The sequence below is a fragment of the Moraxella sp. ZY210820 genome, assembly GCF_030674635.1.
Classification (GTDB): Bacteria; Pseudomonadota; Gammaproteobacteria; order Pseudomonadales; family Moraxellaceae; genus Acinetobacter.
Genome location: NZ_CP089978.1, coordinates 358,080 through 382,906 on the forward strand (window position 1 = coordinate 358,080; position 24,827 = coordinate 382,906).

Consider the following 24,827-nt stretch of genomic DNA (forward strand, 5'->3'; position numbering starts at 1 on the left):
TTAAATTGGAAATGAGAATATGAAACTCAAACATCGTTTTATCACATTATTTGCATTGTTATTGACGGTGCAGAGTACGCCATTATGGGCAAATTTTAAACTTCAAGCAATGGATTTACAACAAATTGGACAAGTTGCCCAATTGACTATTGATGATGAACAAAACTTATTGGTCATTAATCAACGTGGCGAATTATGGCAGGTAAAACAACAACATTGTTTGATGAATGGTCTTTCGACAGAAATTACACCAAAGGCTCGTTATGGTAAAATTGCGATGGCAGACAAGCAAGGCAATTTTGTTTTGTGGGATAAACAACAGAAATATTCATCTAAAATTCCTTTATCAAGTCATGCAGGTATAGAAATTTTACCTTTTGCAACCATTGCGGTTATCAATCATCAGCAACAAGCACGTTTAGCACGCATTGAAACTCATCAACAAGATGCAAAGGTGGTCGCAATGGCGGATACACCTGTTATACCAGATGCCCAACCCATTCAAATCAATTTTTCAGGTCAAAATCATGATGGACATATCGCTGTATTAGCAAAACCTGATAACAGTACCTATCAGCATGGTGTATTGGGCGATAAAATCGAAGCAGGTGAATTGCAATATTTAGAACGTCATACGCTGAAACCACTAGCTAAACCTTTGTCAGACGATGATTTAGTCTTTGAAGCCAATCGTTTGGAAATTTTAAATACTCCACAAGGACAACGCTTAGTTACCGTTATGGCAGGCAATGGCGAAGGTGCAAAAACCGTACTCGTTGAGTTAGGCAAAAATGTATTGCAACAACCAAGTTTAAAGATTGTAGCAGAAAGTGAAGCCTTAGCACCATTTCGTTGGCAATCGCCATTTGTCTTTTTAAATCAACTGTATGCGGTGCATATGCCACATTTAGCAGGGCATTTGGTGCGTTATCAATTACAGGACAATCGCTTACAACCACAGCAACTCGCCAGTGGTTTAAGTAATCATAAAATTGGACGTTTTGAAACGAATATTACAGCAGTAACGCAAAATTTTGCAGTTATTCCGCATATGGGCTATCGACAAGTCAGTATATTAAATAAACAAGGTGAAGTACGAAAAATTGCACAAACATTACCAAGTAAAATCATTAAAACGGTTGCCAGTGAACAAACCGCTTATTTACTGCTAGAAAATGGGCAAGTATGGCAAGTGGCCGAAAATAAATGAGAATATTTCTAATGAAAAAATGGTTTGTATTTAGTCTGTGCGTGCTATCTAGTTCAATACTTTATGCGGAAGAGCGTTTAATAAAAGATATTGATGGTGATGGCAAAAAAGATGTGATTTGGCTTGAAGATGGTACGTTACACATTAAATTATCTAGCCAAAATCATCGTGTAATGCGTGATATTCATGCCCCTTTGGGCGATGAACCACCTTTTTTAATCAAGTCAAAAAGCAATATAAAATGCCGATTGATGAACATATTGCACAATAGTTATACTTTACTCAATAAAGGAATTTGAAAATGCACGATTTAACTGATGACTATCCGCTTGAATATGCAGAACAAGCAAGTATATTATATGATAATGTTTCACGACTAAATGATTATTTTCGTGAACATGACGACCATTACCAAACTAAAAGTAAAGATTTAACCTTATTTTATTGGTATATGCCGTATGATTTAAATAAAAGCGAAACTCGACCAAAATATTATGATTATCAAGCGGAATATCAAGCCTATAATCAATTACGAGCAAAAATGGGATTAGAGCAAGTTGATGATTTAGCTGAATTATTACAACATGAACGACATCGCCCAGTATTAAGCGTGAATTTTGAGACTAAAATCAAAACGCCAATGTATCAAGGTAATGCAGAAATCTGTTTTGTGATTTTATTGGAAAATGAACGTGTTTATCTCACGAAAACAAAAACCTTATTTGCCAATTATATAGACATGGTGATAGATAGCCAACCCTTTGATTTAAATCATTTAACTGATGAAGATATTCAACATTTTAACTTATTAAGTCAATATATTGAGCGTGCGTGTAATGATTTAAAAATTTATACTGAACAAAATCAAGGGATTTTTACTCAACAAGAAACCCATTCTGAACAGGAAAATATCGCACGTTTTGTAGAATTATTATATGAAAACGAAATATTGCACAAACGAGATATAAATAGACTGAAAAAAGGTTTAATGGAGTTGCGAGAAAATCCGCATAAAATGCGTAAAAAACTTGAAAAATTATTAGACTATGAGAAAGATGATTTAATCGATGCAGAACATCAAGATTTAGCCCAATTATTGATTTGTAATATCATTTATTATTATCATGATGATTGGAAATATGACAGTGAAGCGTTAAGTCATTTTATCGGAGAATATATAGAACAAGATTTTGTCATCAGTGAATCTGACCGTAAACAAGGATTAAGCCATATCAATCAAATGTTAGAATCTCAATTTGAGCGGGCTTTATTAAATATTGATTCTGGCAATGATGAATTACAACTCATTATTGTGAAATGTCATGATAAAGCAGAAATTTTATCTTTAGCTCAAATGTTAGATATTCCGATTGATGACAATCTTTAACCACTGGATTTTTGCTGTAAAAAAACGTATCATGTACTCGATTTTTATCCGATTTGATAGCCCATGAATATCGACTTATTTTTACAGCAAGATTTTACTTCGCCTGAATTGCCACTTGATGAAACGACTTTGCAACAAGTGATTGCAACGACTTTACAACATATTGAATTTGAACAAGATATTGAAATCGGCATTGCTTGTGTGGATTTGGCTTATAGTCAAGAATTAAATTCACAATATCGCCAAAAAGATAAACCGACCAATGTACTGTCTTTTCCAAGTGAAATCCCTGCTGATATTGTTGATGAATTGGTGCAATATCCATTAGGCGATTTAGTGATTTGTATTCCTGTGGTGTTGCAAGAAAGTATTGAGCAACAAAAAAATCCACAACATCACTTTACGCATTTGGTGGTGCATGGGGTATTACATTTACTCGGTTATGACCATGAAATTTCTGATGAAGATGCCGAAGAAATGGAACAATTAGAAATTGAGATTTTGGCGAAATTAGCAATAAATAATCCATATTTGGAAAAATAAATATTAAATCGCACAAATTTCTGTTAAAATAATATTTGCTATTATGCATTATTCTTTAATCATTTAAAATCTATACGGGTAAACTTCATGGAACCTATGGTCGTCATGGCTGCACGAGCAGCACAAACAGTTGGGCAAGAGCTTTTAAAAGCACACCAAAATCGTCATCGTCTTGAATTACAAGTTGAAGAAAAAGGGATTGATGGTCCTGTCACTCGTATAGACCGTTATTTAGAACAATTAACGATTGATACTTTAAAGAAAAGTTATAAACGCCATAGTTTTTTAGGCGAAGAATTTGGTATGCAAGAAGGGCAAGGCAATGACGCTGATTGGTGTTGGATTATTGACCCTTTAGATGGTACGCTTAATTTTATTCAAGGTATTCCACATTTTTGTATTTCAATCGCTGTGCAACATAAAGGTGTTACACAACACGGTGTAATTTATGACCCTGTGCGTGAAGAATTATTCTCTGCAAGTCGTGGTCAAGGTGCGATGCTCAATCAACGCCGTATTCGTGTTACACAAAAAGAAAGTTTACAAAATACCACTTTAGCAGTAGGTCATGCCTATCGTGCATTGCATCATGGTGAAGTCGTATCTTATGCGGAGCAACATTTTGCATCATTATTAGCAGTAACACAAGCGGGAGCACAATTTCGCCGTGGTGGTTCTGCTGCTTTAGATTTGGCTTATGTGGCAAATGGTCGTGTTGATGGCTTTTTTGAATTAGGTCTTAAACCTTGGGATATTGCAGCAGGCGATATTATTGTGCGTGAAGCAGGTGGTATCGTTGCTGATGCTCGTGGCGGTAATGATTATTTAGAAAATGGTCAAGTGGTGGCGACATCAATTAAATTATTAAAACCATTAATGCAAACTGTTGTTCCTGCATGGGGCGATGCGGTGCGTTCTGCCAGATAAAGCATGGATTAATAAAAAAGCATATCGTTGGATATGCTTTTTTATTGAGGTTAAGTATTATTTTAAAAAAGGATTATATTTACGTTCATAACCAATAGTACTCATTTCGCCATGTCCTGCGATAAATTGTACATCATCATCAAGGCTTAAACATTCACGTTGAATGGAATCTAATAATTGTTGATGATTACTTTTTGGAAAATCAGTACGCCCAATAGAGCCTTTAAATAATACATCACCTGCCCATAATATTTTATGTTCATCATTATAAAACATCACATGACCGGGAGTATGACCGGGTGCAAAACGTACTTCAAATGTATGTTGTCCTAATTTAACTACATCACCACCATTGAGCCATTGTGTAACTTGAACAGGTTCAGGAATGGCAAAACCATATTTTTGTGCGACATCAGCTAACATCTCGACCCAAAACTCATCATCACGATGGGGTCCAATCACAGGTATTTGCCAAATACGAGCCAATTCGCCTACCGCACCAATATGGTCAATATGGGCGTGTGTATTCCATAAAGCGACGACTTTTAAGCCTAATTGTTGTACAATTTGTTGTAGTTTATTGGCTTCGCCACCTGCATCTACAATGACTGCTTCTAAACTTTCATCGTCCCAAATAATAGAACAATTTTGAGCAAAAGGCGTAACAGGAACAATTTGAACTTTTAGCATAGCCATATTCCTTATTCAAAACATTGAAAATGATATTTGCTAGCATCTAATTGAGCTTTCAGTAGTTGGAATAATAATTCGATGTGGTCTGCTCGCTCATTAAGTGCAGGAATGTAAGCATAGCTTTCTCCACCATGCTCTTGGAATAATTCAGCATTTTGTATGGCTAATTCTTCTAAAGTTTCTAAACAATCGGCAGAAAATGCAGGACTCATCACATGTACGGATTTAACACCTTGTTTTGCCCATTCTGGTAAAATGACATCAGTATAAGGTTTAAGCCACTCTTGTGCACCAAAACGAGATTGGAAACTTACGGCCCATTGTGATTCATTTAAATGGAGTGCTTGAGCGACTAATTCAGCTGTTCTACGACAACGGTCAGCATAAGGGTCGCCTTTATCCGCAAATGGTTGTGGAATTCCGTGAAATGACATCAATAGTTTTTCAGCTTGTCCATGTTCCGCCCAATAATCTTTAACACTTTGGGCTAAGGCTTGAATATATAAAGGATGTTGATAATAATCACGAATAATATGAATTGCAGGTAGATTACGTTGTTTAGGAATCCATTTTGCTAGACCATCATACAAGGGTGCGGTTGAAGTTGCTGAATATTGTGGAAATAGTGGCAATAAAATAATTTGGTCAGGTATATTTTGACTTGCCTGTTGTAAGGCACTGGCTAAACTTGGCGAGCTATAGGTCATAGCAGGAATGACATTCAATTCAAATTCTGGATAAATTGTAGTTAAACGCTGTTTGATTTGATTGACTTGTTCAAGCAAAATCGTACGCATAGGTGAGCCATTTTGCCAAATTTGTTGATAAGCATGTGCCACTTTATTGGGACGAAATGGTAAAATAAAACAATTTAAAATAATTTGCCAAATGGGTTTAGGAATTTCTACTACACGTGTATCAGATAAAAAATTGCGTAAAAATTGACGTACTGATGCAGGAGTTGCTTCATCAGGCGTACCTAGATTAGCAAGGATAATTGTGATTTTGGGACGAGATTGCGTCATAATAATAGGCTCAATTTACATTATATTGTGATGTGTATAAAATAACAGATTTTACTCGATTTTGCATATGTTTTTACCTATCAAAATGATTTAATGTTACAATAAGCCCTGATATTTCCATATTGACTTGTTTTGATGATGATACGTTTATTTCAACCCCAATATATTCATGCACCACGAAATTTTAGTCCTGTTCCAAATCAGCCGATATATTTAGAAATAGGTGCAGGTAAGGGTAAGCATGCGTTATTACTTAGTGAGCAGTTATTTAGTGAACAATATCCACAATATCAACTTTATGCGATTGAACGTACACAACAAAAATTTCAAGTGATGCAACAATTACATCAGCAGTTACAGCGTGAAAATTTAGTGCCTATACATGCCGATGCGATTGCATGGACGGTACACGCACTTTATCCTAAACAAGTCCAACAATGTTTTATTTTATATCCTAATCCTGAACCGCATAATGCAACACAACGTTGGTTAAATATGCCATTTTTTGAATATTTACTTTCACGTATGGCAGATGAAGCAACCATTACACTCGCAAGTAATATTGCGGAATATATCGATGAAGCAGAACAACAATTACAACAGGTATGGAAATTGCCTTATCAGCGACAAATGATTGAGCAGACATCAGCACGTACTCATTTTGAAATTAAATATTTACAACGTGGCGAGTTATGTCAGCAACTCATTATTACTAAGCCGAGCGGTTATCAAACTCGTTTTGATGAAACATTGCCAAAATTAGGGCAAGCATAAATGATGGAAAATAAACCACATATTGCCATTATTGGGGCAGGGCCTGCGGGTTTAATGTGTGCTGATGTTTTGAGCCAATATGATGTGCGAGTTTCTGTATTTGAGCAAATGCCCAGTGCAGGGCGAAAATTTTTGATGGCAGGGAAAACAGGATTGAATTTAAGCCACGCTGAACCACTTGATGATTTTGTACAACGTTATACGCCACAAGCTTGGTTGGAACCTTTTGTTCGTTTGTATGATGCAACATGGATTCAACATTGGGCAAAATCGCTTGGTATAGAAACTTATGTTGGTTCATCTGGACGGATTTTTCCTGTAGAGATGAAAGCTGCTCCTTTATTACGTGCGTGGTTGGCGGATTTAAAACAAAAAGGTGTACAGTTTTTTTATCATCATCGTTGTGTTGATATACAACAAAATCAAGTTAAATTTCAAAATCTTAAAAATGAAAATCATCAAATAATCACATATCAATTTGATGCGATAGTGCTAGCGTGTGGGGCAATATCCTATCCACAATTAGGCAGTACAGGACAGTGGCAACAATGGTTTAATGCTGATGAAATCATGCCATTTTATGCCAGTAATGTTGGTATTTGTCGTCAATGGTCATCATTTATGCAAGAGCATTTTGGGCAGGCGTTGAAACGTGTTAATGCGTGGGTTGATGGGCAACCTTGTCATGGCGATATTGTCATTAGCCATTATGGTTTGGAAAGTGGATTGATTTATCGGATCAATCAGCCTTTGCGTGAACAGTTATTGGCGAAAGGTCAAATGACTTTACACTTGGATTTATTACCAGATTATGAGAAGCAATCCATTATTCAAATTTTACAAAAGAATATAAAATTATCGCTCAATACACGTTTAAAAAAGTTAGGTTTAAACGCCACTAAAATTGCTTTATTACGAGAATGTAGTGATAAACAACATTGGCAAGATATGGCATTAATGGCTGATTATATTAAAGATTTAGCGATTACGTTTAGCCATTTTCGCCCAATTGATGAAGCAATTAGTTGTGGTGGTGGTATTAAGCAAGAGAGTTTACAACATGATTTTCAATTAAAATCAAATCCTTATATTTTTTGTTGCGGTGAAATGCTCGATTGGAACGCTCCAACAGGCGGTTATTTGCTGACAGCGTGTTTGGCAACAGGAAGAGTGTGTGGTCAGCGAGTGGCAGAATTTTTATCCATTCATTCTTAGAATAAATCATTTCTTTAGACCAAAAAATGCAATGATTAACGCAATACATTGCACCATAAATAAGGTAATCACCGTCCACGTCCATTGACCATAAGCATATGCCATTGCACAAATCCATGCTCCAATAAAACCACCCAAATAATAACCACTATAATAAATGCCAGAAGCCAAAGAACGCCCTTGTTGCACATTTATGGCAATATAAGAAATCGTTGCTGATTGAGTAATAAACACACCTGTGGACATCAATGTTAAAGCGATAATCACTCCTGTTAAAGGATTGACTAAACTTAATAACACGCCTAACATAGATAACATCGTTGCTCCCATAATAATGCATTGAGTCCCAAAACGATGAATAAGCTGACCTGCGATAGGCGTAATCACCATGCCAATAAGATAAATCGCAAAAATATTCGCCAAATCTGCACTCGATAAACGGTAGGGTTCATTTGCTAAATGTAAATTGATATAGGTAAAACAACCCACTAATGAAAATAAAACGCACATTCCCAATAAAGCGGGCATGATAATATGACGATTGCTTAAGTGTTGTTTAAAAATTTGTAATGATGATTTTAAATTTTGATTGGCAATAAAATTTTTAGATGAAGGTAATTGCCAAGCGACCCAAATTGCTCCAATTAAGGTAGCAACACCCATGATGATAAATGCTTTTCGCCAACCCATGATTTCTTGTAAATGTCCTAAAATAAAGCGTCCTAAAAATCCGCCCAATACCGTACCTGAAACATACATCGACATAGATTGACTTAAATGTTTACCTGAAATTTCTTCACCGATATAAGCGATGGTAACCACAGTAATTCCCGGGACAGCAATGCCTTGTACAAAGCGTAAAATAATCATGGCATTAAGTGATGGTGCAAAACTCATGAGAAATGTAGGAATTGCTAAACCTAAAATAGATAAAATAATGATATTTTTACGCCCAAAACGGTCAGATAATAAACCAATAAAAGGTGAAATAATGGCTATCCCAATGACCGTAGCACCAACCATTAAACCGAGTTGCGTTTCATTGGCAGAAAAATCTTGTTGTAAAATAGGTAAAATAGCTTGTACGGAATAAACTTGCAAAAAGGCAAATAAGCCAATGATGGCAAAAGTAAGTTTTAAAAGCAATGAGATGGAATGATTTATCATAAGTGTTTTAACTCAATATAATCATGTCTAATTTGATTAGAATGAATAAACTGACGCATAACTAACTCTTGATATTCCCCCATATTCCATTTAATATTCAAATACTCACTTCTTCTATCTGGAATAAAATCTACAAATGGTGTATCACAAATATAATCTAATACTAATTTTTTAACCATATAATTATATAAGGCATTTGGATTACGATTGATTTTTGTTGGGATATTATTTTTATTGAGCGTAATTGAATAAAGATGAATATCTTGATGTTGTTTAAGTAATTTTTTTGTTAGAGATAAAAACAATGATTTATCTGCACGATTTAGATGAACTGATTTTAATTCATGTTGCAACGGACGTTTTCTTTTTTGATGAAGTGCTTTAACAATTCGTTTGATATATTTAGTTTTATGCTCGGGAATACAAATTACAGATAATGTAAGCATACGACTAGAACCACCTTGTTGATAAGGTTTATCCAAACGCCAGCCTAAATCACCACTTTCATCAAGAAAAATTAATGAATGCATAAAAATATTTACCCAACAAAAAAGCTCCGAAAAAGGAGCTTTTTATTAAATTGTAGCACCTAGTGGCAACTTACTTAAAGTAAATTTACGATGACCGTAGTATTTGTCGTACCAATTTCTAGGTGTGGAATATTTATACTACACTACGGCTACAGTTTCAGTATAAAATCAAACAATCACTTTGTCAAGTTAGACTTTCATTATAATCATCCACATCACATACAGCAAAATAAAGCCGATTAAACTTAAATTGACACTATTAAAACGTGGTGCAATGTTACGGCTTAAATGATATAAAACGAAAATCGTACTCATATAAACGACCAATTGAGAAGCAAAACTCGCAAAAGCAAAATGTTTATTATCATCAAAGTGATTTTGCTGGATAACAGTTTGGTAAAAATTCGTATCAATACTTGGAATGATGACCGCTAATAATCCCATCGTCAGTAATGCAACTGGTAACAAAATCACCCAAATCGGTAAAATATCAAGCATTTTGCGTAGCTGTTTTGCTTTAAAATATTGCCATGCTAAACTAAACGTTTGTGGACGATTATCCTGACAAATCAATGAGATACCGCACGCTACCGAATAAATAATCACACTATAGACTGAAAAATAGTACATCAACGCAGATGATTTTGCAAAACTGATGTCAATATATTTTTCACTTGTGTAATCATAACTGCCGATAGTTAGGGTATTTTGTAAAAACAAACTATCAATCACGATTAAAACATAAGGCAAAATCAACACAATCATCAGCCAATAAATATGCGTTGATTTTAAATGCAATTTATATGACATTGATTTATTGAGTAAAAATAATGCAATCACCGTTGCCAACACAGCATAACTGAACAAATGCCAAATATTTAAATCAGTATGATAGTTAAAAAATGGCAAAATATCTAAACGAGAATTATAGTCAAATCGATCTAAAGTTGAATTTAAAAAGAAACCACCCACAACTGCCAATAAACCCAGCTGAAAATAGGTGCCATTCCATTCATATTGACTACGTTTAAACTGTAACTCATTGATAATAAACAAACTCGCACAGCAAATAGTAAACATCGGCATCATCAGTACAAAATGCAAAATATGCTGTCTAATATCTTCAGAAACTAGACTATAACTGTATGTTTCACTATCTGGTACATACAGCACTACCCCCAAAAACATCAACAGCATACAAATGATTAAACTTGCCCATGCCAAAATTGGGGTAATAAATAAGCGTGTCCATGACAGTTGCCACGATGTCAGCGTGGACATACGCAACTGATCCCAAAATTGTGATTGAATATCCTGTTTAAAACTACGTTGTAGCATAATCGCCATGGCAATATTGGAAATCCAAAAGCCTGTAAATGCCACCGTTTGTAAATGCTCAAAACGATAACCATCATGATAATTAATTGAATTATAACTAAAAAATCCATAGCAAAAAATAATCACACATAATAATGGCAAACTAAAATTGAGCCACATTAAGCGTTGAAATTCAGCATTAAAATAGATTTTAGGGATTTTGATAGCACTCATATTATGCTCCCGTTTCATCATGATGTAATGTTTTTTGATAAGTGTGTAATAAACTTTCTTTTAAAATTTCCACGCCGATGAGTGGTAATTGTTTTTCTACACAGTATTGAATAATTTCGATACGCTTTTGTGTTTCAGGTGAAATACTGGCAATCACACTCATTTGTTTTTCATCGAACTGTAAATGACTTAAATGTGGTGCTTGCTTTAAAGTATTGTATATTTCATCATTCCATTGTGCAAAACGTAACACAAGCGGAATACTTTGTTGTCCTGTATAAATAAATTGACTATTTTCATGGTTAATCGCTTGATGTTTAACGATTTTCCCTTGTTTTAACACCAGAATATGGGTGCAATATTCATCAAGCTCAGACAAAATATGGCTAGAGACTAACAACGTCATGCCTTGTGCTTTTAAACGGTTAAATAATTGTGATAATTCATGGCGTGCTTCTGGGTCAAGTCCACTTGCTGGCTCATCTAAAATCAATAACTTAGGTTGATGAATAATCACTTGCCCAATGCCAACACGCTGACGTTGCCCACGAGATAACTCACGAATACGATGATGTAATTTATGCTCTAAGTTTAATAATTGAGCGGTTTGTGCCACCGCTTCAGGAATTTTTTCGCTGGCAACACCTTTGGCATGAGCTGAATAGGTCCAATATTGTAAAATGGTCAGTTGTTCGGATAAACCAAAAATATCAGGTAAATAACCAAGTTGTGTATAGCTATGTTGCGGGTTGGCTAAAATTGGTTCGCCATTGAGTAAAACTTGTCCTTGTCGTGGAATTTCTAAACCTGCAATACAACGCATTAGCGTAGATTTACCTGCACCGTTCGGTCCGATGAGACCTGTAATGCTGTTTTCATGTAAGTTAATATTAATGTCAAACAGAATTTGTTGTTCGCCATAATAAAAACTGAGTTGTTGGATTTCTATCATTGCTATTTACTCAAATGAATATCATTTGAGTATAATTGATTTTTTATGAATGAAAATGTTTTTTTGTAAAAGATAGATAATGTTATGTTATATGATTGTTAATTGAGTATTGATGAATGGCTGATGTACAGCCATTCATCAGTGTTGAAATTAGCCTAAGAATAGATTAATTTTTGCGTAAAGCCATGGTAAGGCGGTGGCAATGAAAATACTCATCGCTAAACCAAACATCAATTTCATTGCATCTTTACTTACGGTAAGTGAAGTTAATTTGCTATCTACACCCTTTAAGTGCATTGAATACGCAAATTCACGTCCTGCGAGTAAACCTAAGAATACCCATGTGGTACTCATAGGGATATTACTCCACTCTTTAAATACCAATAAAATAATCGCATACATAAAATCAATAACTGTTGCAGAGCGAATATCGGTTACGCCTGTTTTGGTGTCTACAATGTGCTGAATTGCACCACCACGTTGATAGAAAATTACACCCAGTAATGCAACAAATACTGCAATGGCAAAATACATAAATTCTAATGGAACTTGACGTGGGACATAGACAAAAATATTTGCCAAGTCTTGAATTAACCATTGACTCCATAAAAATGCGGTTGCCAACCATTGTAAAACAATCCATGTGCGTGTTGGCGGTAAGTGGCGAGTTTCACTAAAATAAACACTTACTTTTTTCAGTACCCAACGGTAAATCACAATAGCAGCGATAAATGCAACAGCATAACCCATCATCGATTTAGTGAGCATGGAGCTTAGGCTACTTGGTGAAAATATTGTTAAAACTAAAAATGTTGTACTAACAGGAATACCATATTTAGTGAGAATAATCAATAATATAGGTGGTATAATATACAACCATGTAATACCTGAATCAGGGAAAGGAATAGTTTCTAAACGTCCATAAGATGCATCGCCTGTACCTGAGACATACCAACCATACATTAATACAGCGATTAAAATAACACTGGTATAAATCCATAATACCCACCAAGGGCGATGAGAGTTTGATGAAATAAATGTACCTAAAGTTTGTGGGACATCATTTGCAACGATTGAATAGGCTGCCAAACAAAAGCCTATAATCATTAAAACTTCAATGCTCAAAAGAATAATCCTAGATTGTAAATGGTATAGTTATTTTATCGTTATCTTATTACAATTTGATGACAGTAGATATAAAAATGGAGATATTTTGAATAAATGATTTTATCTATCTATAAAATTTCACTTTCAGTTGGTAAATTAAAAGGTGGATGATAAGCCATAGCAACGATATGAATTCTATCATCAAAGCGTTGATAATGCAGGATATATTCACTCACTTGTTCGCCATTACTTGCAGTTTCATAGTACGGAATACCAATATGATAATGCCAAAAATGATGTTTTTGAGCATATTTTACTTTTTTTGCCCAATATGGGTCATCTGTAGGAACATTGTCTGAGTTTTTATTACGACCTTTTAAGCCATTTAATCCGTGATTTTCTACATATTGGATAAATTCCGCAATTTTTATGCGGTCAGCTAGGGGAAAATGAGCAACTTTATTTTTAAAATCTTCGCTTAAAGTAACCCTCATTTTGCACCGCCAAGCCAATTTGCTAATTGCTCAGCATTATCAAATTTTGGTACAGAGACAACACCACTGTTTAATGCTTTGTCTAATTCATCAATATCGAAATTAAAAGGACGTTCTATTCGTGTAGGGGTAGCAATTAATTTTCCATCAACAAGTTTTAATTCAACAGCAGGATGTTGTTGCATATATTGTTGGAAAATAGGTGGTAAAGTGGCTAATTCAAAAATCATTATTTTTACTCCATCATTAAGTTTATAAAAAATATAGGTTATTGAAAAATAAAGCATAAGTAAGGCACATATTAAGTACCTTACTATGATAACCCATGAATTAGTGTTTAATAATCATTGGTGCTTTTAAACGTGTAATTTGTGGGAATGCCAATAATGAACGTAATTCACGCATCACTTCCGCCAAATGATTACGATTTTTTACCACTAGATGTGCATAAGTTTGCTCTTCCTGTGGATAAATACCTTCAACACCGATTTGCATTTTACGACATTGGTAAATCATACGAGAAACTTGTTCATCATCAAGTTCAGCATGAATACTTAAATAAGCAGTAAAACTAACATCATCAATCTCATTATTCCATTGTAAAGGCATGATATTTTCAGGATTGATGCTACGTTCATGCTCTAAATGCGTACATTTAACACGATGTACAATTAAACCACGTCGTGTCAAATTACCTTGAATAATATCGCCTAAAATCGGATTACAGCATTGTGCATATTTAACATCAATGCCTTCTGTGCCTTTAATTAAACGGTCAGATTCAATATCTTGCTCACTATTTTCTCGTGCAAATAAACGATTTGCTACCAATTGTGGTAATAAATCACCAATAGCAATTTGTTCAAATAAACGTTGTTTGCTTTGAATATTCTGCCATTGTAAAACATCTGCCCAATCTTGTTCGGTCAAATCTTGACTAGAACGATTAAATAAACGTAATGCACGGTCTAATGCTTGAGCACCGATTAAGCGTTGTTCTTCTACATCTTGTTCTTTTAGAATATTTTGAATAGCGCGGCGAGCTTTTTGTGTATTGACAAAACTGAGCCAATCTGGGTTTGGTGTTGCCAATACATCTTTAATAATTTCAACGGTTTGTCCTTGTAATAAAGGTGTAGAAAGTGGCTTGATTTCTTTATCAATTTTTGCACCAACTGTATGATCACCTAAAAATGTACTTACTGCATAAGCAAAATCTACTGCTGTTGCACCTTTTGGTAATTCATGTACATGACCTTGTGGTGTATAAACCCAAATTTTATCTTGATGTAAATAGTCTAATAAATCATCAAAAGTAGTTTTAGCATCATCAACATCAAGTAAAGTATTTAAATTTTGCATTGATGCTTGAATAGCGGAACGACATGCTTGTGGTGCATTCTCGCCTAAAACAACACCATATTGTGATGCACGTTGCATCAGTTCAGTTTGAATATTTAAAGTCAAAAAGGTATGCTCACCTTTTAATTTGATACGCAATGACTGATTGCCCCCCGGTAAAGGGTGGCGGATATTATCAGCATAGAATAGGACTTCAAAATGCTGTTTTAAATACTCTGCAAGCGTATCACAATTGGCAATAGTTGGAACAATTACATTAAATGAATGGCTATGCGATAGTTCATGCAGTGAGATTTTACCACGCATAAAACGGCGGAATAATTCGACTTTGTTATCTTTTTTCTCAATAGTTGCAGCAATTTCTAAAGTCTGGAAAATATGTGCTAATGCTTGTTCCCATTGTTTTTGATATTGGCAACGATTGGGTTTCGCTTCAGCAAGGGCATTTTGAATATTATTAAAAACCTCTAAATCTAAATTTTCGTAGCACAATAACTCAAGTTGATCTGCCATATCATTCATACCCACAATGCGAGCCATAGGGACGTAAATATCGATGGTTTCTTGAGCAATTCTCGCACGTTTATCAGGGCGTAGAGAATCAAGCGTGGTCATATTGTGATAACGGTCAGCCAGTTTAACCATAATCACTCGTGGGTCTTGTAAAGTTGCTTGTAAAATTTTACGAAATGTAAGTGCTTTATTAAAAAGTTTATCGCTTGAATGACTCATTTTGGTTACACCATCAACCAAATCGGCTGTAGTTTTACCATATTTTTCAGCCATTTGTTCTTTAGTTACAGGTGTATCTTCAATGACATCATGCATTAGACCTGCCATTAAAGTTTCATAATCCAAACGCATATTTGCCAATAAACAAGTAACCGCAATTGGGTGTAAAATATATGGTTCACCACTTTTACGTGTAACGCCTTCATGTGCTTTATCTGCAAAATCAGCAGCATCCATTACCCAATTTACTTGATCTGTGGGTAAATAAGGTTCAATAATTAACTTGAGCTGGTCTTTGGCTTGACGAATACAGTCTGGCATTTTGGCTCCGAGAGATAATAACAATAATAAAGCAGATAATTGGCTAAAAAATATAGAGTGAATATTACTCTAATATATAACTAAATTAGGAAAGTTTGTCAAGGATTTTATCAATATCAACAGAATAACTATAAAAATAGATTGAGATGATCGGCAAATATGTCCGTGTTTCAGATAAATCATCACAAGTAAATTGCGAGCTTAGTATTTAATTTAATTATTATTTTGCATTACTACCCTTATATAACAATAATTTAAATCATTGAAATGATTATTTTATAACCTAATTCTATGTTTACTTTAGAATATCTGCTAATTTTTACTAAATTACCCTTGTACTTCATAAAAAAAAGTTCATAATATGAATAATTTTAATATTTAAAAATTAGAGAGAAATTTGTATGTTATCTAGCCTAGTGGGCAGTATTTTTGGCACAAAAAATGAACGTGAACTTAAACGTATGCGTAAAATTGTTGCCCAAGTTAATGCGTTGGAAGAAAAAACTTCAGCCTTAAGCGATGAACAATTATCAGCAAAAACTTCAGAATTTAGACAACGTTATAAAAAAGGTGAAAGTTTAGATAAACTATTGCCAGAAGCATTTGCGGTATGTCGTGAAGCCGCAAAACGTATCATGGGAATGCGTCATTACGATGTACAATTAATCGGCGGTATTACCTTACATGAAGGTAAAATTGCTGAAATGCGTACAGGGGAAGGGAAAACCTTAATGGGGACTTTGGCGTGTTATTTAAATGCCATTAGTGGTGATGGTGTACACGTCATTACCGTCAATGATTATTTGGCGAAACGTGATGCTGAGCTAAACCGTCCTTTATTTGAATTTTTGGGTTTAAGTATTGGTATTATTTACTCAATGCAAGACCCATTTGAAAAAGCACAGGCTTATCAAGCAGATATTACCTATGGTACGAACAATGAGTTTGGTTTTGACTATTTGCGTGATAATATGGTGTTTGCATGGTCAGAAAAAAAACAACGCGGTTTAGCCTATGCTATTATTGATGAAGTGGACTCAATTTTAATTGATGAAGCCCGTACACCATTAATTATCTCAGGGCAAAGTGAAGGAACATCAGAATTATATGCTTTAATTAACCGTATTCCACCAAAATTACGCCCACAAAAAGAAGAAAAAGTGGCTGATGGTGGACATTTTTGGATAGATGAAAAACAACGTTCAATTGATATTACTGAAGCAGGTTTTGAGTTAATTGAACAAGAATTGATGGAATTAGGCCTATTAGGTTTAGATGATAGTCTTTATTCTGCGGCAAATTTAAATTTGTTACAACACGTTACAGCATCGATTCGTGCCCATTATTTATATCAACTGAATGTACATTATATTATTCATGATGGCGAAGTCATTATTGTTGATGAAAATACAGGACGTACGATGCCGGGTCGCCGTTGGTCGGAGGGTTTACATCAAGCAGTTGAAGCCAAAGAAGGCTTAGAAATTCAACCTGAAAACCAAACTATGGCGACAACGACATTCCAAAACTATTTCCGTTTATATCGTAAATTGTCAGGTATGACAGGTACGGCAGATACTGAAGCGGCGGAAATGAAGGAAATTTATGGTTTAGATGTGGTTATTATTCCAACTCATCGTCCTTTAGTACGTCAGGATTTAAATGATGTGATTTATATTTCAAAAGATGCGAAATATAATGCTATTATCAAAGAAATTTTACGTATTCAAGAAAAACGTGCTCCTGTGTTGATTGGTACAGCTACCATTGAAGCCAGTGAAATTTTATCGCAAAAATTAAGCAATGCAGGCATTATGCACGAAGTGTTAAATGCAAAACAGCATGAGCGTGAGGCGGATATTATTGCTCAAGCAGGGGCACCCGGTGCAGTAACTATTGCGACTAATATGGCAGGTCGTGGTACTGATATTTTGCTAGGTGGTAACTGGAAAGCTAAATTAGCTAAAATTGAAAATCCAAGTGAAGAAGATGAAGCACGTTTAGAGGCACAATGGCGTGCGGATAATGAAATTGTACTGAATGCGGGTGGTTTGCATATCATCGGTTCAGAACGCCATGAAAGTCGCCGTATTGATAACCAGTTGCGTGGTCGTGCAGGTCGTCAGGGAGACCCTGGTGTATCACGTTTCTTCTTATCATTAGAAGATGATTTAATGCGTATTTTCGCTGGTGATCGTGTTATTGCGATGATGCGTGCGATGGGCTTAAAAGAAGATGAAGCGATTGAGCATAAAATGGTCAATAACTCGATTAGTAATGCTCAACGTAAAGTGGAATCACGTGATTTTGACATTCGTAAAAACTTATTAAAATACGATGATGTGAATAATGAACAGCGTAAAATTGTTTATACTCAACGTGATGCGATTTTATCGGAACATGATTTAAGTGAATATTTAGAAGAAATGTATAAAGAAGTGGTAAAAATTCTTATCGCTAACTTTATTCCACCTGAAACGGTATATGACCAATGGGATATTGCAGGTTTAGAAGCCAGCTTAAAAAATGATTTAAGCATTGATTTACCTGTATCACAATGGATGAAAGATGACCGCCGTTTAGATGAAGAAGGTATTATTCGCCGTGTAACGAAGGCTGTACTTGACCGTTATCGTGAACGCCGTGAGCAAATGGGCAAAGAAGATGCGGAAGTATTAGAACGTCATTTTATGTTAAATTCACTCGACCGCCATTGGAAAGATCATTTAGCATCAATGGATTATTTACGTCAAGGTATCCATTTGCGTGGTTATGCTCAGAAAAACCCAGAGCAAGAATATAAGCGTGAGGCGTTTAATTTATTTGTCAATATGTTAGGGGCGATTAAGTCTGATGTTGTTACTGATTTGGCTCGTGTACACATTCCAACACCTGAAGAATTAGCTGCTTTAGAAGCACAACGCCAAGCTGAAATTGAGGCAATGCAATTATCATTCAAACAAGCACAAATGAGTGATGTTTCGCAAGAGTTCTTAGCGGATGTTGCACAGCAATTAGGGCTTGACCAAAATGGTAATATTGCAGGTGAGTTTAATGCTCAACAGGAATATTATCCAGCACCTGAAAGCCGTAATTCACCATGCCCATGTGGTTCAGGGCTTAAATATAAGCAATGTCATGGTAAAATTACTTAAATGATGAATATAAGGGCGGAGAGATTTCGTCCTTATTGTTTGAGAATTTAATTAAACATTTTGTGTAATGATATTTAAAATATCATTAGTGATATTGTCTACTGAGCGATTATTACAATCTATATCTATCCACTTTATTTGTTTTTGTAGTAAAGTGATAGCTTCTGTTGATTTTAACCATGTTTTAAGGTGTTCATAATTTTGTTTAATTCTTTTAATTTCATTTAAACATTCTTCAGCATTTCCATAATGTCTATCTCGTCTTTCATACCTTTGCATAAGTTGATTATCATCAATATGCAATTGAATAGATATATCAGGTATGCCAATATAATATTCTAGTTGTCTAACATGATGAAAAAAATGGTAAGCTGATGAAAATTCATTTTCAATTTTGTCCCACCTTACAGCTAGACTAGTAAGAATACTACGATCTCCAATAATTAGATTATCATGCCAATTTATGTTTCTGGCATGATAATTAGAGCGACTAGCATATAAAGCTTCTATAAAATTGTCATCCTGATGAAAATATTGATATGCTGTTTCCCACCAGATATGATGTGGCATAGGTTTGGTTGGTGAAATAATTGTATGTAGAAAATTTAAATCAGATAATCTTTGATTTAAACTTTCTACAGTTGTTGATTTTCCAACTCCTTTCAGACCTTCAACTACAATATACATAAGCTAGGTTCTCTATTTTGTTTGTCTTGTAGGATATAATTCTTCTATTTCAATTTCCCATCGATTATCGCCTAACGATAATTCTTCAGAAATATCACCTTTCTTTAGTCCCATGATGACAGTAGCTAATGGTGCATTGTAAGCAATTTGTTGAAGATTAACATCAGTTTCATCAAAACCTACAATCTCCCAAAACTCTTGTATACTTTCATCACTTGATAAATTCCATCGAGTGAGTTTTACCCAAGAGCCTATTCCAACACAATGAGTGGGTCTATATCCTTCAATGATTTTAATAAGTTTAGCTTGAGCTAGCCTCTCGTTTAGCTCTTTTACTAGATGGTTATAATTAGCTTCCATCTGCTGTTGTCGATTAAATTCAGGATTATCATGCCAACCATCACCTGACAGTTCAAATGCAATTTGTCGAGCATTACGAACTTCAGCATACTCTTCTTCTTTTCGAGCTAATAACTCTTTAAGTTGTTCAAAGCCACGTTGTGTTAAATACACTTGATTATTTGTCTCTTGCATATCTTACTCCAAGATTTAAGAATTAATATATAATTTTTGACAATCTAAACTATCAGAAATATCAAAAATTGCTAACATTTGAAAAAGGCATTCATAAGAATCTATATCAATATATTCATTGACAATAAATGTATTCTTTTTAAAATAATGACGTAATTTAATCATAGCTTTAATATCATGACTTTTTTTGGGGTGCAAATCTTTGCAAATTTCATATAAAGTTTGATGTGGTTTCTCTTTGGTTATCATATAATTATGATTTAATAGCAATATAGAAATATGGCGAAATAATCTATCATATAAATTCAAATATAATTCATGAGATAGTAATGTTTCTTTTTTACGAAGAAATTGCAGAGATTGAATTTCTTTACTTAATTGATGTTTTTTTACATTATCAGTAATTTCAACAGTTTGATAATGGTATTTCAAAGTATTTAGACAAGATTGACTGAGCATAAATTATACCTTTATTATATTATCAGAGTAGTTTAAAAAAGATAGCAATTGAGTGGCTAATTCATTACTACTTAAGTAAGTAGGCTGAATTCTTGGTTCCTGTACTAAAGGGAATAGACGATTGGTTAATTGTTGTGTAGGGGTTGTACAAATAATAGTTGCAACCATATTTCCACATGATTTTTTGATTCTATGTAAAATATCTTTATCTAAAAAATAACTTTCACCCGCTTGATAGCAAGTATTTTGAGTTTGCCTTAATAATGTTTTCTTAATGAAAGTTTTATTTGGTGCATTATTATTAGTTTTTGCATGATATAGATATTCATCATATTCAAAACTATTGGTTGATGAAATAGAATCTTCCCAAATTTCGGAATACAGATGACCAATTAAAACATGAGAGGCATAATGCCAACGATGATTGTGGATATTCTCTTCACAAGTTGTTTCAGGAAACCAAATATGTAGCCGTAATTTATAGGCATTATTTATTAAAACGATTTTTAAAAAGCCGTTACCATGCCAATAAGAACGTTGAGCAATATTATTTAATATAAAGGGATTAGAGAGAATATCATCTTTAATAATTTGTGTAATATGTTTTAGGGAGCAAGATGTTGTTAATAGTTGAGCTAAGTTATGTAAAGGTTGTGGTTTAAGAAAGAAAACATCAAAAAGCTCTTGTAATTGTCTTAAAGAGCTAATACCATGATAATTGTCGATTGTCGATTGTCGATTGTCGATTGTCGATTGTCGATTGTCGATTGTCTCATATTTTCTATCTTTATGGTTTGTATAGATATATTTATTTTATCAATAAAGGAAAAATAAAGCAATAAGTCTAAATAGATAAATTTTATTGATGTTTTAATTAATTTATAGATCTACAAAATTAGGTTTTAAATTTGGTACTAGAATATGATATATTGATGAAGTGATAAACACATAAATTCACTTGATTTAACACAATTATGATAAATTTGCGTACAAAGTTGGTGTAACATACAGCACCATATAAATATGAAATGAAAGGTTTATTCCATGAAAAAAATCGTATTGATGTGTGGTTTAGTATTGTGTAGTGTAAATGCTATGGCAAATAATACATCAAATCAAGATAGTCGTGTTGTAGGTGTACATGAAGATGGTTATACCACCTTTATTAGCCCACGCACAGGCGTTTCTTATAGCTTGTCTAATCCAAATCAAGCAGAGATTATTTTTAAACCTTCAGAAATTGCTGCGGTAACTGAGGAAAATGTACAGCGTATTGTTGCAACAAATCCTGCATTATCGCCTGAAAGCCAAGAGCAAGCACGTCAAAAATTAGCACAAGGCATCGTCATTCAACCATAATGGGTTGTGATGACTCGTCAATTGTGTAGATATGGCATATAAAAAGACTTAATCTTATATTAAGTCTTTTTATGTTTATACTTGAAATAAACCTGCATAGACTTTGCCTGCTTTGCTTTCTTTAGTGATTTGCCATTCATGTGGTAAACCTAAAAGATGTAAGGCTCTATCTGCTTCAACATAAATGAATGCATTGGGTTTGAGTAAAGGTTGTATTAATATGGCTAATTCTTGCCATAAATTGAGGCTATAAGGTGGGTCTAAAAATACCACATCAAAACGTTGTGTGGATTGAGCAAGTTGATTTAATGCTTGTTGTGCGGTCGTTACCATCAATGTTGAATTTTCAACTTGTAGTAATTTTAAATTTTTTTTCAAAAAAGTGCTTTGTTCTCGATTAGGTTCAATCATAACTACAGTATTTGCACCACGGGATAAGGCTTCAAAACTTAACGCTCCTGAGCCTGCACAGACATCAAGCACATCGGCATTTTGAATATCCCACATTAACCAGTTAAATAATGTTTCACGCACTCGGTCTGGTGTCGGTCTTAAACCATCAACATTGGCAAAATCAAGCTGGCGACGTTTCCATTTCCCAGCAATAATACGCAATTGATTATTCATAACATTCGCCCTATTTACTTATTCACCTTGTGTATTGCTGTTTGATGTGTTATTACTATTGCTATGATTAACGGCTTTTTTATTTGTTGTTTTCGTATTTTCTTGTTGAATTAATTCACTTGGTTTGATACCAGCAGTCATTAAACCGCCACTAATATGATGACTTACAGGTACAATTGGATTTTTCTCACGGCGCAATAACCAATAATCTAAAATTGGACGTGCAACTTGAGCAGCAGCACCACCTGCTCGACCATTTTCCCATACGACAAGAATAGCAATTTCTGGCTTATCAGCAGGGGCAAAACCTACAAATAAACCATGGTCACGTTGGCGTTCATGCAATAAAGCTTCATTATAGGTTTTACCTTGTGCAATAGATTTAACCTGTGCAGTTCCTGTTTTACCTGCAATTTGATAATTTAATCCGTTATTAATGCCTTTTGCTGTACCATAGCTAATGACATCAATCATTGCATTACGCATTTTATCCCAATCGGCTTCACTACCATTAAAATTAATACGACCATCAGGTGCGTTCAATACAGGGAAATGTTTTGCACCTTTGGTTTCACGTAAGACGTGTGGGGTTACATGAGCACCTTTATTGGCAGTAATCGCTGTTGCCATCGCCATTTGAATTGGGGTTGCGGTAAATGCTCCTTGTCCAATGCTTACTGAAATGGTTTCACCTTTGAGCCATTTTGTTTTACGGGTACGCATTTTCCATTCAGGATTTGGATATAAACCAGAGCTTTCATTTGGTAAATCTAAGCCTGTTTTTTCACCAAAACCAAATTGACGCATCCATTCATTCATACGTTCAATACCAAGCTGATGAGCCATGATATAGAAATAAGTATCACATGATACAACAATCGATTTGTGCATATTGACAATACCATGCCCAGATTTTTTCCAGTCACGGAATTTGTGCGAATCGCCCGGTAAATGGAAATAACCGGGGTCAGAAATCGATGTATTCCAATCTAAAATATTATAATGGATACCTGCCAATGCTTCCATTGGCTTAATGACTGAACCCGGTGGATAAACCCCTTGTACCGCACGGTTAAATAATGGTTGATCTAAGCTATCACGATAGGCAGCGTAATCGGTACGGCTAATCCCTGTTACAAATAGATTTGGGTTAAAACTTGGTGTGGAAACTAAGGCTAAAATTTCGCCTGTATTTGGATCCATCGCCACGACTGCACCACGTTTACCTTTCATTTGGTCGGTGGCAACTTTTTGTAAACCATAGTCAATGGATAAATATAAGTCATTACCACGTACAGGCTCTTCATGACCTAAATGGCGTAAAACATTATTATGGGCATCGGCTTCAACAGATTCATAACCCGGTGTACCATGTAATAAATCTTCATAATATTTTTCCACACCACTTTTACCAATGAGTGTCGTACCTGCATATAAATTATTATCAATCTGCTTTAATTCTTTATCGTTAATACGTCCTACATAACCGATGACATGAGCAAATAATTCTCCATGTGGATAATAACGTGTCATTTGTGTTTCGATTTTAACGCCAGGGAAATCGTATTTTAATTCACTAAAACGAGCAATATCTAATTCTGTTAGGTTTAATTTTAAGGTTACACGTTCAGTTTTTTTAGCGGTTTTAATACGGTGGCGAAATTGTTGAATATCATCTTCAGAGAGTGTTAAGATGGGCGTTAAGCGTTGTAAGGTATCATCTAAATCTTTAATATCAGCAGGGCTTAATGTTGCGGTAAAAACAGGGTAGTTATCGGCTAATAAAATACCATTACGGTCATAAATATAACCACGAGCAGGTGGTAATGGTTGTAAACGAATACGGTTTTTGTCTGAAGCGGTTGAAAATTTTTCATATTGTGAAATTTGTAAATAGCTATACCAAGCAATTAAAACACCCATAAAAAAGAGTACAATCGCCATCGCAATATAGATACGATGACGATAAATGGTTTGTTCTTGCTGATTATTTTTTAATCTTGGTAAACGCATAGC

The 24,827-nt window shown here is 34.6% G+C and carries 24 protein-coding genes; 9 read left to right on the forward strand and 15 right to left on the reverse strand.

Annotated features, from left to right (window positions below):
• Positions 1-19 precede the first annotated feature (19 nt).
• The 5 genes from LU301_RS01800 (at position 20) to LU301_RS01820 (ending at position 4,067) form a co-directional block, all read left to right on the forward strand.
• Entirely contained in the window at positions 20-1,210 is a 1,191-nt protein-coding gene (locus tag LU301_RS01800) for a hypothetical protein (protein WP_305271967.1), read from the forward strand.
• Between the two features lie 11 nt (positions 1,211-1,221).
• Positions 1,222-1,509, forward strand: a complete 288-nt coding sequence (locus LU301_RS01805) for an FG-GAP repeat domain-containing protein (RefSeq protein WP_305271969.1) — start codon at positions 1,222-1,224, stop codon at positions 1,507-1,509.
• Between the two features lie 2 nt (positions 1,510-1,511).
• Entirely contained in the window at positions 1,512-2,597 is a 1,086-nt protein-coding gene (locus LU301_RS01810; RefSeq protein WP_305271971.1) for a hypothetical protein, read from the forward strand.
• A gap of 63 nt (positions 2,598-2,660) precedes the next feature.
• Complete coding sequence (gene ybeY / locus LU301_RS01815; protein ID WP_305271973.1) at positions 2,661-3,140, forward strand: rRNA maturation RNase YbeY; 480 nt, start codon at positions 2,661-2,663, stop codon at positions 3,138-3,140.
• A gap of 87 nt (positions 3,141-3,227) precedes the next feature.
• Entirely contained in the window at positions 3,228-4,067 is an 840-nt protein-coding gene (locus tag LU301_RS01820) for an inositol monophosphatase family protein (RefSeq protein ID WP_305271976.1), read from the forward strand.
• A gap of 57 nt (positions 4,068-4,124) precedes the next feature.
• Here LU301_RS01820 and LU301_RS01825 read toward each other — a convergent pair whose 3' ends face one another.
• Both LU301_RS01825 and hemH read right to left on the reverse strand, forming a co-directional pair.
• Positions 4,125-4,757, reverse strand: coding sequence for an MBL fold metallo-hydrolase (locus LU301_RS01825; RefSeq protein WP_305271978.1), 633 nt, complete (start codon positions 4,755-4,757; stop codon positions 4,125-4,127).
• Between the two features lie 11 nt (positions 4,758-4,768).
• Complete coding sequence (gene hemH / locus LU301_RS01830; RefSeq protein ID WP_370692214.1) at positions 4,769-5,785, reverse strand: ferrochelatase; 1,017 nt, start codon at positions 5,783-5,785, stop codon at positions 4,769-4,771.
• Between the two features lie 135 nt (positions 5,786-5,920).
• On the opposite strand from hemH, the gene LU301_RS01835 reads away from it, so the two are divergent.
• Positions 5,921-6,559, forward strand: coding sequence for a class I SAM-dependent methyltransferase (locus LU301_RS01835; protein WP_305271980.1), 639 nt, complete (start codon positions 5,921-5,923; stop codon positions 6,557-6,559).
• The gene (locus tag LU301_RS01840) at positions 6,560-7,774 is read left to right on the forward strand and encodes a TIGR03862 family flavoprotein (RefSeq protein WP_305271982.1); all 1,215 of its coding nucleotides are present in this window, start codon (positions 6,560-6,562) and stop codon (positions 7,772-7,774) included.
• A 6-nt stretch (positions 7,775-7,780) separates the two neighbouring features.
• Here LU301_RS01840 and LU301_RS01845 read toward each other — a convergent pair whose 3' ends face one another.
• From LU301_RS01845 to LU301_RS01880, 8 genes are all read right to left on the reverse strand, one after another.
• Complete coding sequence (locus LU301_RS01845; RefSeq protein ID WP_305271984.1) at positions 7,781-8,941, reverse strand: MFS transporter; 1,161 nt, start codon at positions 8,939-8,941, stop codon at positions 7,781-7,783.
• The gene (locus LU301_RS01850; RefSeq protein WP_305271986.1) at positions 8,938-9,471 is read right to left on the reverse strand and encodes a DUF3800 domain-containing protein; all 534 of its coding nucleotides are present in this window, start codon (positions 9,469-9,471) and stop codon (positions 8,938-8,940) included. The genes LU301_RS01845 and LU301_RS01850 overlap by 4 nt, the downstream gene beginning before the upstream one ends.
• A gap of 189 nt (positions 9,472-9,660) precedes the next feature.
• The gene (locus LU301_RS01855; protein WP_305271988.1) at positions 9,661-11,022 is read right to left on the reverse strand and encodes a hypothetical protein; all 1,362 of its coding nucleotides are present in this window, start codon (positions 11,020-11,022) and stop codon (positions 9,661-9,663) included.
• 1 nt (position 11,023) lies between these two features.
• The gene (locus LU301_RS01860) at positions 11,024-11,974 is read right to left on the reverse strand and encodes an ABC transporter ATP-binding protein (protein WP_305271991.1); all 951 of its coding nucleotides are present in this window, start codon (positions 11,972-11,974) and stop codon (positions 11,024-11,026) included.
• A gap of 150 nt (positions 11,975-12,124) precedes the next feature.
• Complete coding sequence (locus tag LU301_RS01865; RefSeq protein WP_305271994.1) at positions 12,125-13,099, reverse strand: hypothetical protein; 975 nt, start codon at positions 13,097-13,099, stop codon at positions 12,125-12,127.
• A gap of 110 nt (positions 13,100-13,209) precedes the next feature.
• Positions 13,210-13,575: a hypothetical protein gene (locus tag LU301_RS01870; protein ID WP_305271995.1), complete on the reverse strand. Its 366-nt coding sequence runs from the start codon at positions 13,573-13,575 to the stop codon at positions 13,210-13,212.
• Positions 13,572-13,805 carry a hypothetical protein gene (locus LU301_RS01875; RefSeq protein WP_305271997.1) on the reverse strand — a complete coding sequence of 78 codons (234 nt, stop codon included), beginning with the start codon at positions 13,803-13,805 and terminating at the stop codon, positions 13,572-13,574. Before LU301_RS01875 ends, LU301_RS01870 begins: the two co-directional genes overlap by 4 nt.
• A gap of 100 nt (positions 13,806-13,905) precedes the next feature.
• Positions 13,906-15,990, reverse strand: a complete 2,085-nt coding sequence (locus LU301_RS01880) for a RelA/SpoT family protein (protein WP_305271999.1) — start codon at positions 15,988-15,990, stop codon at positions 13,906-13,908.
• A gap of 401 nt (positions 15,991-16,391) precedes the next feature.
• On the opposite strand from LU301_RS01880, the gene secA reads away from it, so the two are divergent.
• Entirely contained in the window at positions 16,392-19,145 is a 2,754-nt protein-coding gene (secA, locus tag LU301_RS01885; RefSeq protein WP_305272001.1) for a preprotein translocase subunit SecA, read from the forward strand.
• 51 nt (positions 19,146-19,196) lie between these two features.
• Here the strand turns inward: secA and LU301_RS01890 are convergent, their stop codons facing one another.
• Genes LU301_RS01890 through LU301_RS01900 form a run of 3 tightly spaced genes read right to left on the reverse strand, consistent with a single transcriptional unit; the run spans position 19,197 to position 20,825 of the window.
• A complete protein-coding gene (locus tag LU301_RS01890; protein ID WP_305272002.1) occupies positions 19,197-19,832 on the reverse strand; it encodes a deoxynucleoside kinase in 636 nt (211 codons plus the stop codon).
• Positions 19,833-19,844: 12 nt separating this feature from the next.
• Positions 19,845-20,366 carry a GreA/GreB family elongation factor gene (locus LU301_RS01895; protein WP_305272004.1) on the reverse strand — a complete coding sequence of 174 codons (522 nt, stop codon included), beginning with the start codon at positions 20,364-20,366 and terminating at the stop codon, positions 19,845-19,847.
• Between the two features lie 15 nt (positions 20,367-20,381).
• A complete protein-coding gene (locus LU301_RS01900; protein ID WP_305272006.1) occupies positions 20,382-20,825 on the reverse strand; it encodes a hypothetical protein in 444 nt (147 codons plus the stop codon).
• A gap of 1,044 nt (positions 20,826-21,869) precedes the next feature.
• Between LU301_RS01900 and LU301_RS01905 the strand changes: the two genes are divergently transcribed.
• Entirely contained in the window at positions 21,870-22,184 is a 315-nt protein-coding gene (locus LU301_RS01905; RefSeq protein ID WP_305272008.1) for a hypothetical protein, read from the forward strand.
• A 75-nt stretch (positions 22,185-22,259) separates the two neighbouring features.
• Here the strand turns inward: LU301_RS01905 and rsmD are convergent, their stop codons facing one another.
• Positions 22,260-22,811 carry a 16S rRNA (guanine(966)-N(2))-methyltransferase RsmD gene (rsmD, locus tag LU301_RS01910; RefSeq protein WP_305272010.1) on the reverse strand — a complete coding sequence of 184 codons (552 nt, stop codon included), beginning with the start codon at positions 22,809-22,811 and terminating at the stop codon, positions 22,260-22,262.
• An 18-nt stretch (positions 22,812-22,829) separates the two neighbouring features.
• Positions 22,830-24,824, reverse strand: a complete 1,995-nt coding sequence (gene mrdA, locus LU301_RS01915) for a penicillin-binding protein 2 (RefSeq protein WP_370692215.1) — start codon at positions 24,822-24,824, stop codon at positions 22,830-22,832.
• Positions 24,825-24,827 lie beyond the last annotated feature (3 nt).

Bases quoted from the DNA above. Each gene is read 5' to 3' on its own strand.
- LU301_RS01800 (WP_305271967.1), top strand. From the start codon at position 20: ATGAAACTCAAACATCGTTTTATCACATTATTTGCATTGTTATTGACG.
- LU301_RS01805 (WP_305271969.1), top strand. From the start codon at position 1,222: ATGAAAAAATGGTTTGTATTTAGTCTGTGCGTGCTATCTAGTTCAATA.
- LU301_RS01810 (WP_305271971.1), top strand. From the start codon at position 1,512: ATGCACGATTTAACTGATGACTATCCGCTTGAATATGCAGAACAAGCA.
- ybeY (WP_305271973.1), top strand. From the start codon at position 2,661: ATGAATATCGACTTATTTTTACAGCAAGATTTTACTTCGCCTGAATTG.
- LU301_RS01820 (WP_305271976.1), top strand. From the start codon at position 3,228: ATGGAACCTATGGTCGTCATGGCTGCACGAGCAGCACAAACAGTTGGG.
- LU301_RS01825 (WP_305271978.1), bottom strand. From the start codon at position 4,757: ATGCTAAAAGTTCAAATTGTTCCTGTTACGCCTTTTGCTCAAAATTGT.
- hemH (WP_370692214.1), bottom strand. From the start codon at position 5,785: ATGACGCAATCTCGTCCCAAAATCACAATTATCCTTGCTAATCTAGGT.
- LU301_RS01835 (WP_305271980.1), top strand. From the start codon at position 5,921: ATGATGATACGTTTATTTCAACCCCAATATATTCATGCACCACGAAAT.
- LU301_RS01840 (WP_305271982.1), top strand. From the start codon at position 6,560: ATGATGGAAAATAAACCACATATTGCCATTATTGGGGCAGGGCCTGCG.
- LU301_RS01845 (WP_305271984.1), bottom strand. From the start codon at position 8,941: ATGATAAATCATTCCATCTCATTGCTTTTAAAACTTACTTTTGCCATC.
- LU301_RS01850 (WP_305271986.1), bottom strand. From the start codon at position 9,471: ATGCATTCATTAATTTTTCTTGATGAAAGTGGTGATTTAGGCTGGCGT.
- LU301_RS01855 (WP_305271988.1), bottom strand. From the start codon at position 11,022: ATGAGTGCTATCAAAATCCCTAAAATCTATTTTAATGCTGAATTTCAA.
- LU301_RS01860 (WP_305271991.1), bottom strand. From the start codon at position 11,974: ATGATAGAAATCCAACAACTCAGTTTTTATTATGGCGAACAACAAATT.
- LU301_RS01870 (WP_305271995.1), bottom strand. From the start codon at position 13,575: ATGAGGGTTACTTTAAGCGAAGATTTTAAAAATAAAGTTGCTCATTTT.
- LU301_RS01875 (WP_305271997.1), bottom strand. From the start codon at position 13,805: ATGATTTTTGAATTAGCCACTTTACCACCTATTTTCCAACAATATATG.
- LU301_RS01880 (WP_305271999.1), bottom strand. From the start codon at position 15,990: ATGCCAGACTGTATTCGTCAAGCCAAAGACCAGCTCAAGTTAATTATT.
- secA (WP_305272001.1), top strand. From the start codon at position 16,392: ATGTTATCTAGCCTAGTGGGCAGTATTTTTGGCACAAAAAATGAACGT.
- LU301_RS01890 (WP_305272002.1), bottom strand. From the start codon at position 19,832: ATGTATATTGTAGTTGAAGGTCTGAAAGGAGTTGGAAAATCAACAACT.
- LU301_RS01895 (WP_305272004.1), bottom strand. From the start codon at position 20,366: ATGCAAGAGACAAATAATCAAGTGTATTTAACACAACGTGGCTTTGAA.
- LU301_RS01900 (WP_305272006.1), bottom strand. From the start codon at position 20,825: ATGCTCAGTCAATCTTGTCTAAATACTTTGAAATACCATTATCAAACT.
- LU301_RS01905 (WP_305272008.1), top strand. From the start codon at position 21,870: ATGAAAAAAATCGTATTGATGTGTGGTTTAGTATTGTGTAGTGTAAAT.
- rsmD (WP_305272010.1), bottom strand. From the start codon at position 22,811: ATGAATAATCAATTGCGTATTATTGCTGGGAAATGGAAACGTCGCCAG.
- mrdA (WP_370692215.1), bottom strand. From the start codon at position 24,824: ATGCGTTTACCAAGATTAAAAAATAATCAGCAAGAACAAACCATTTAT.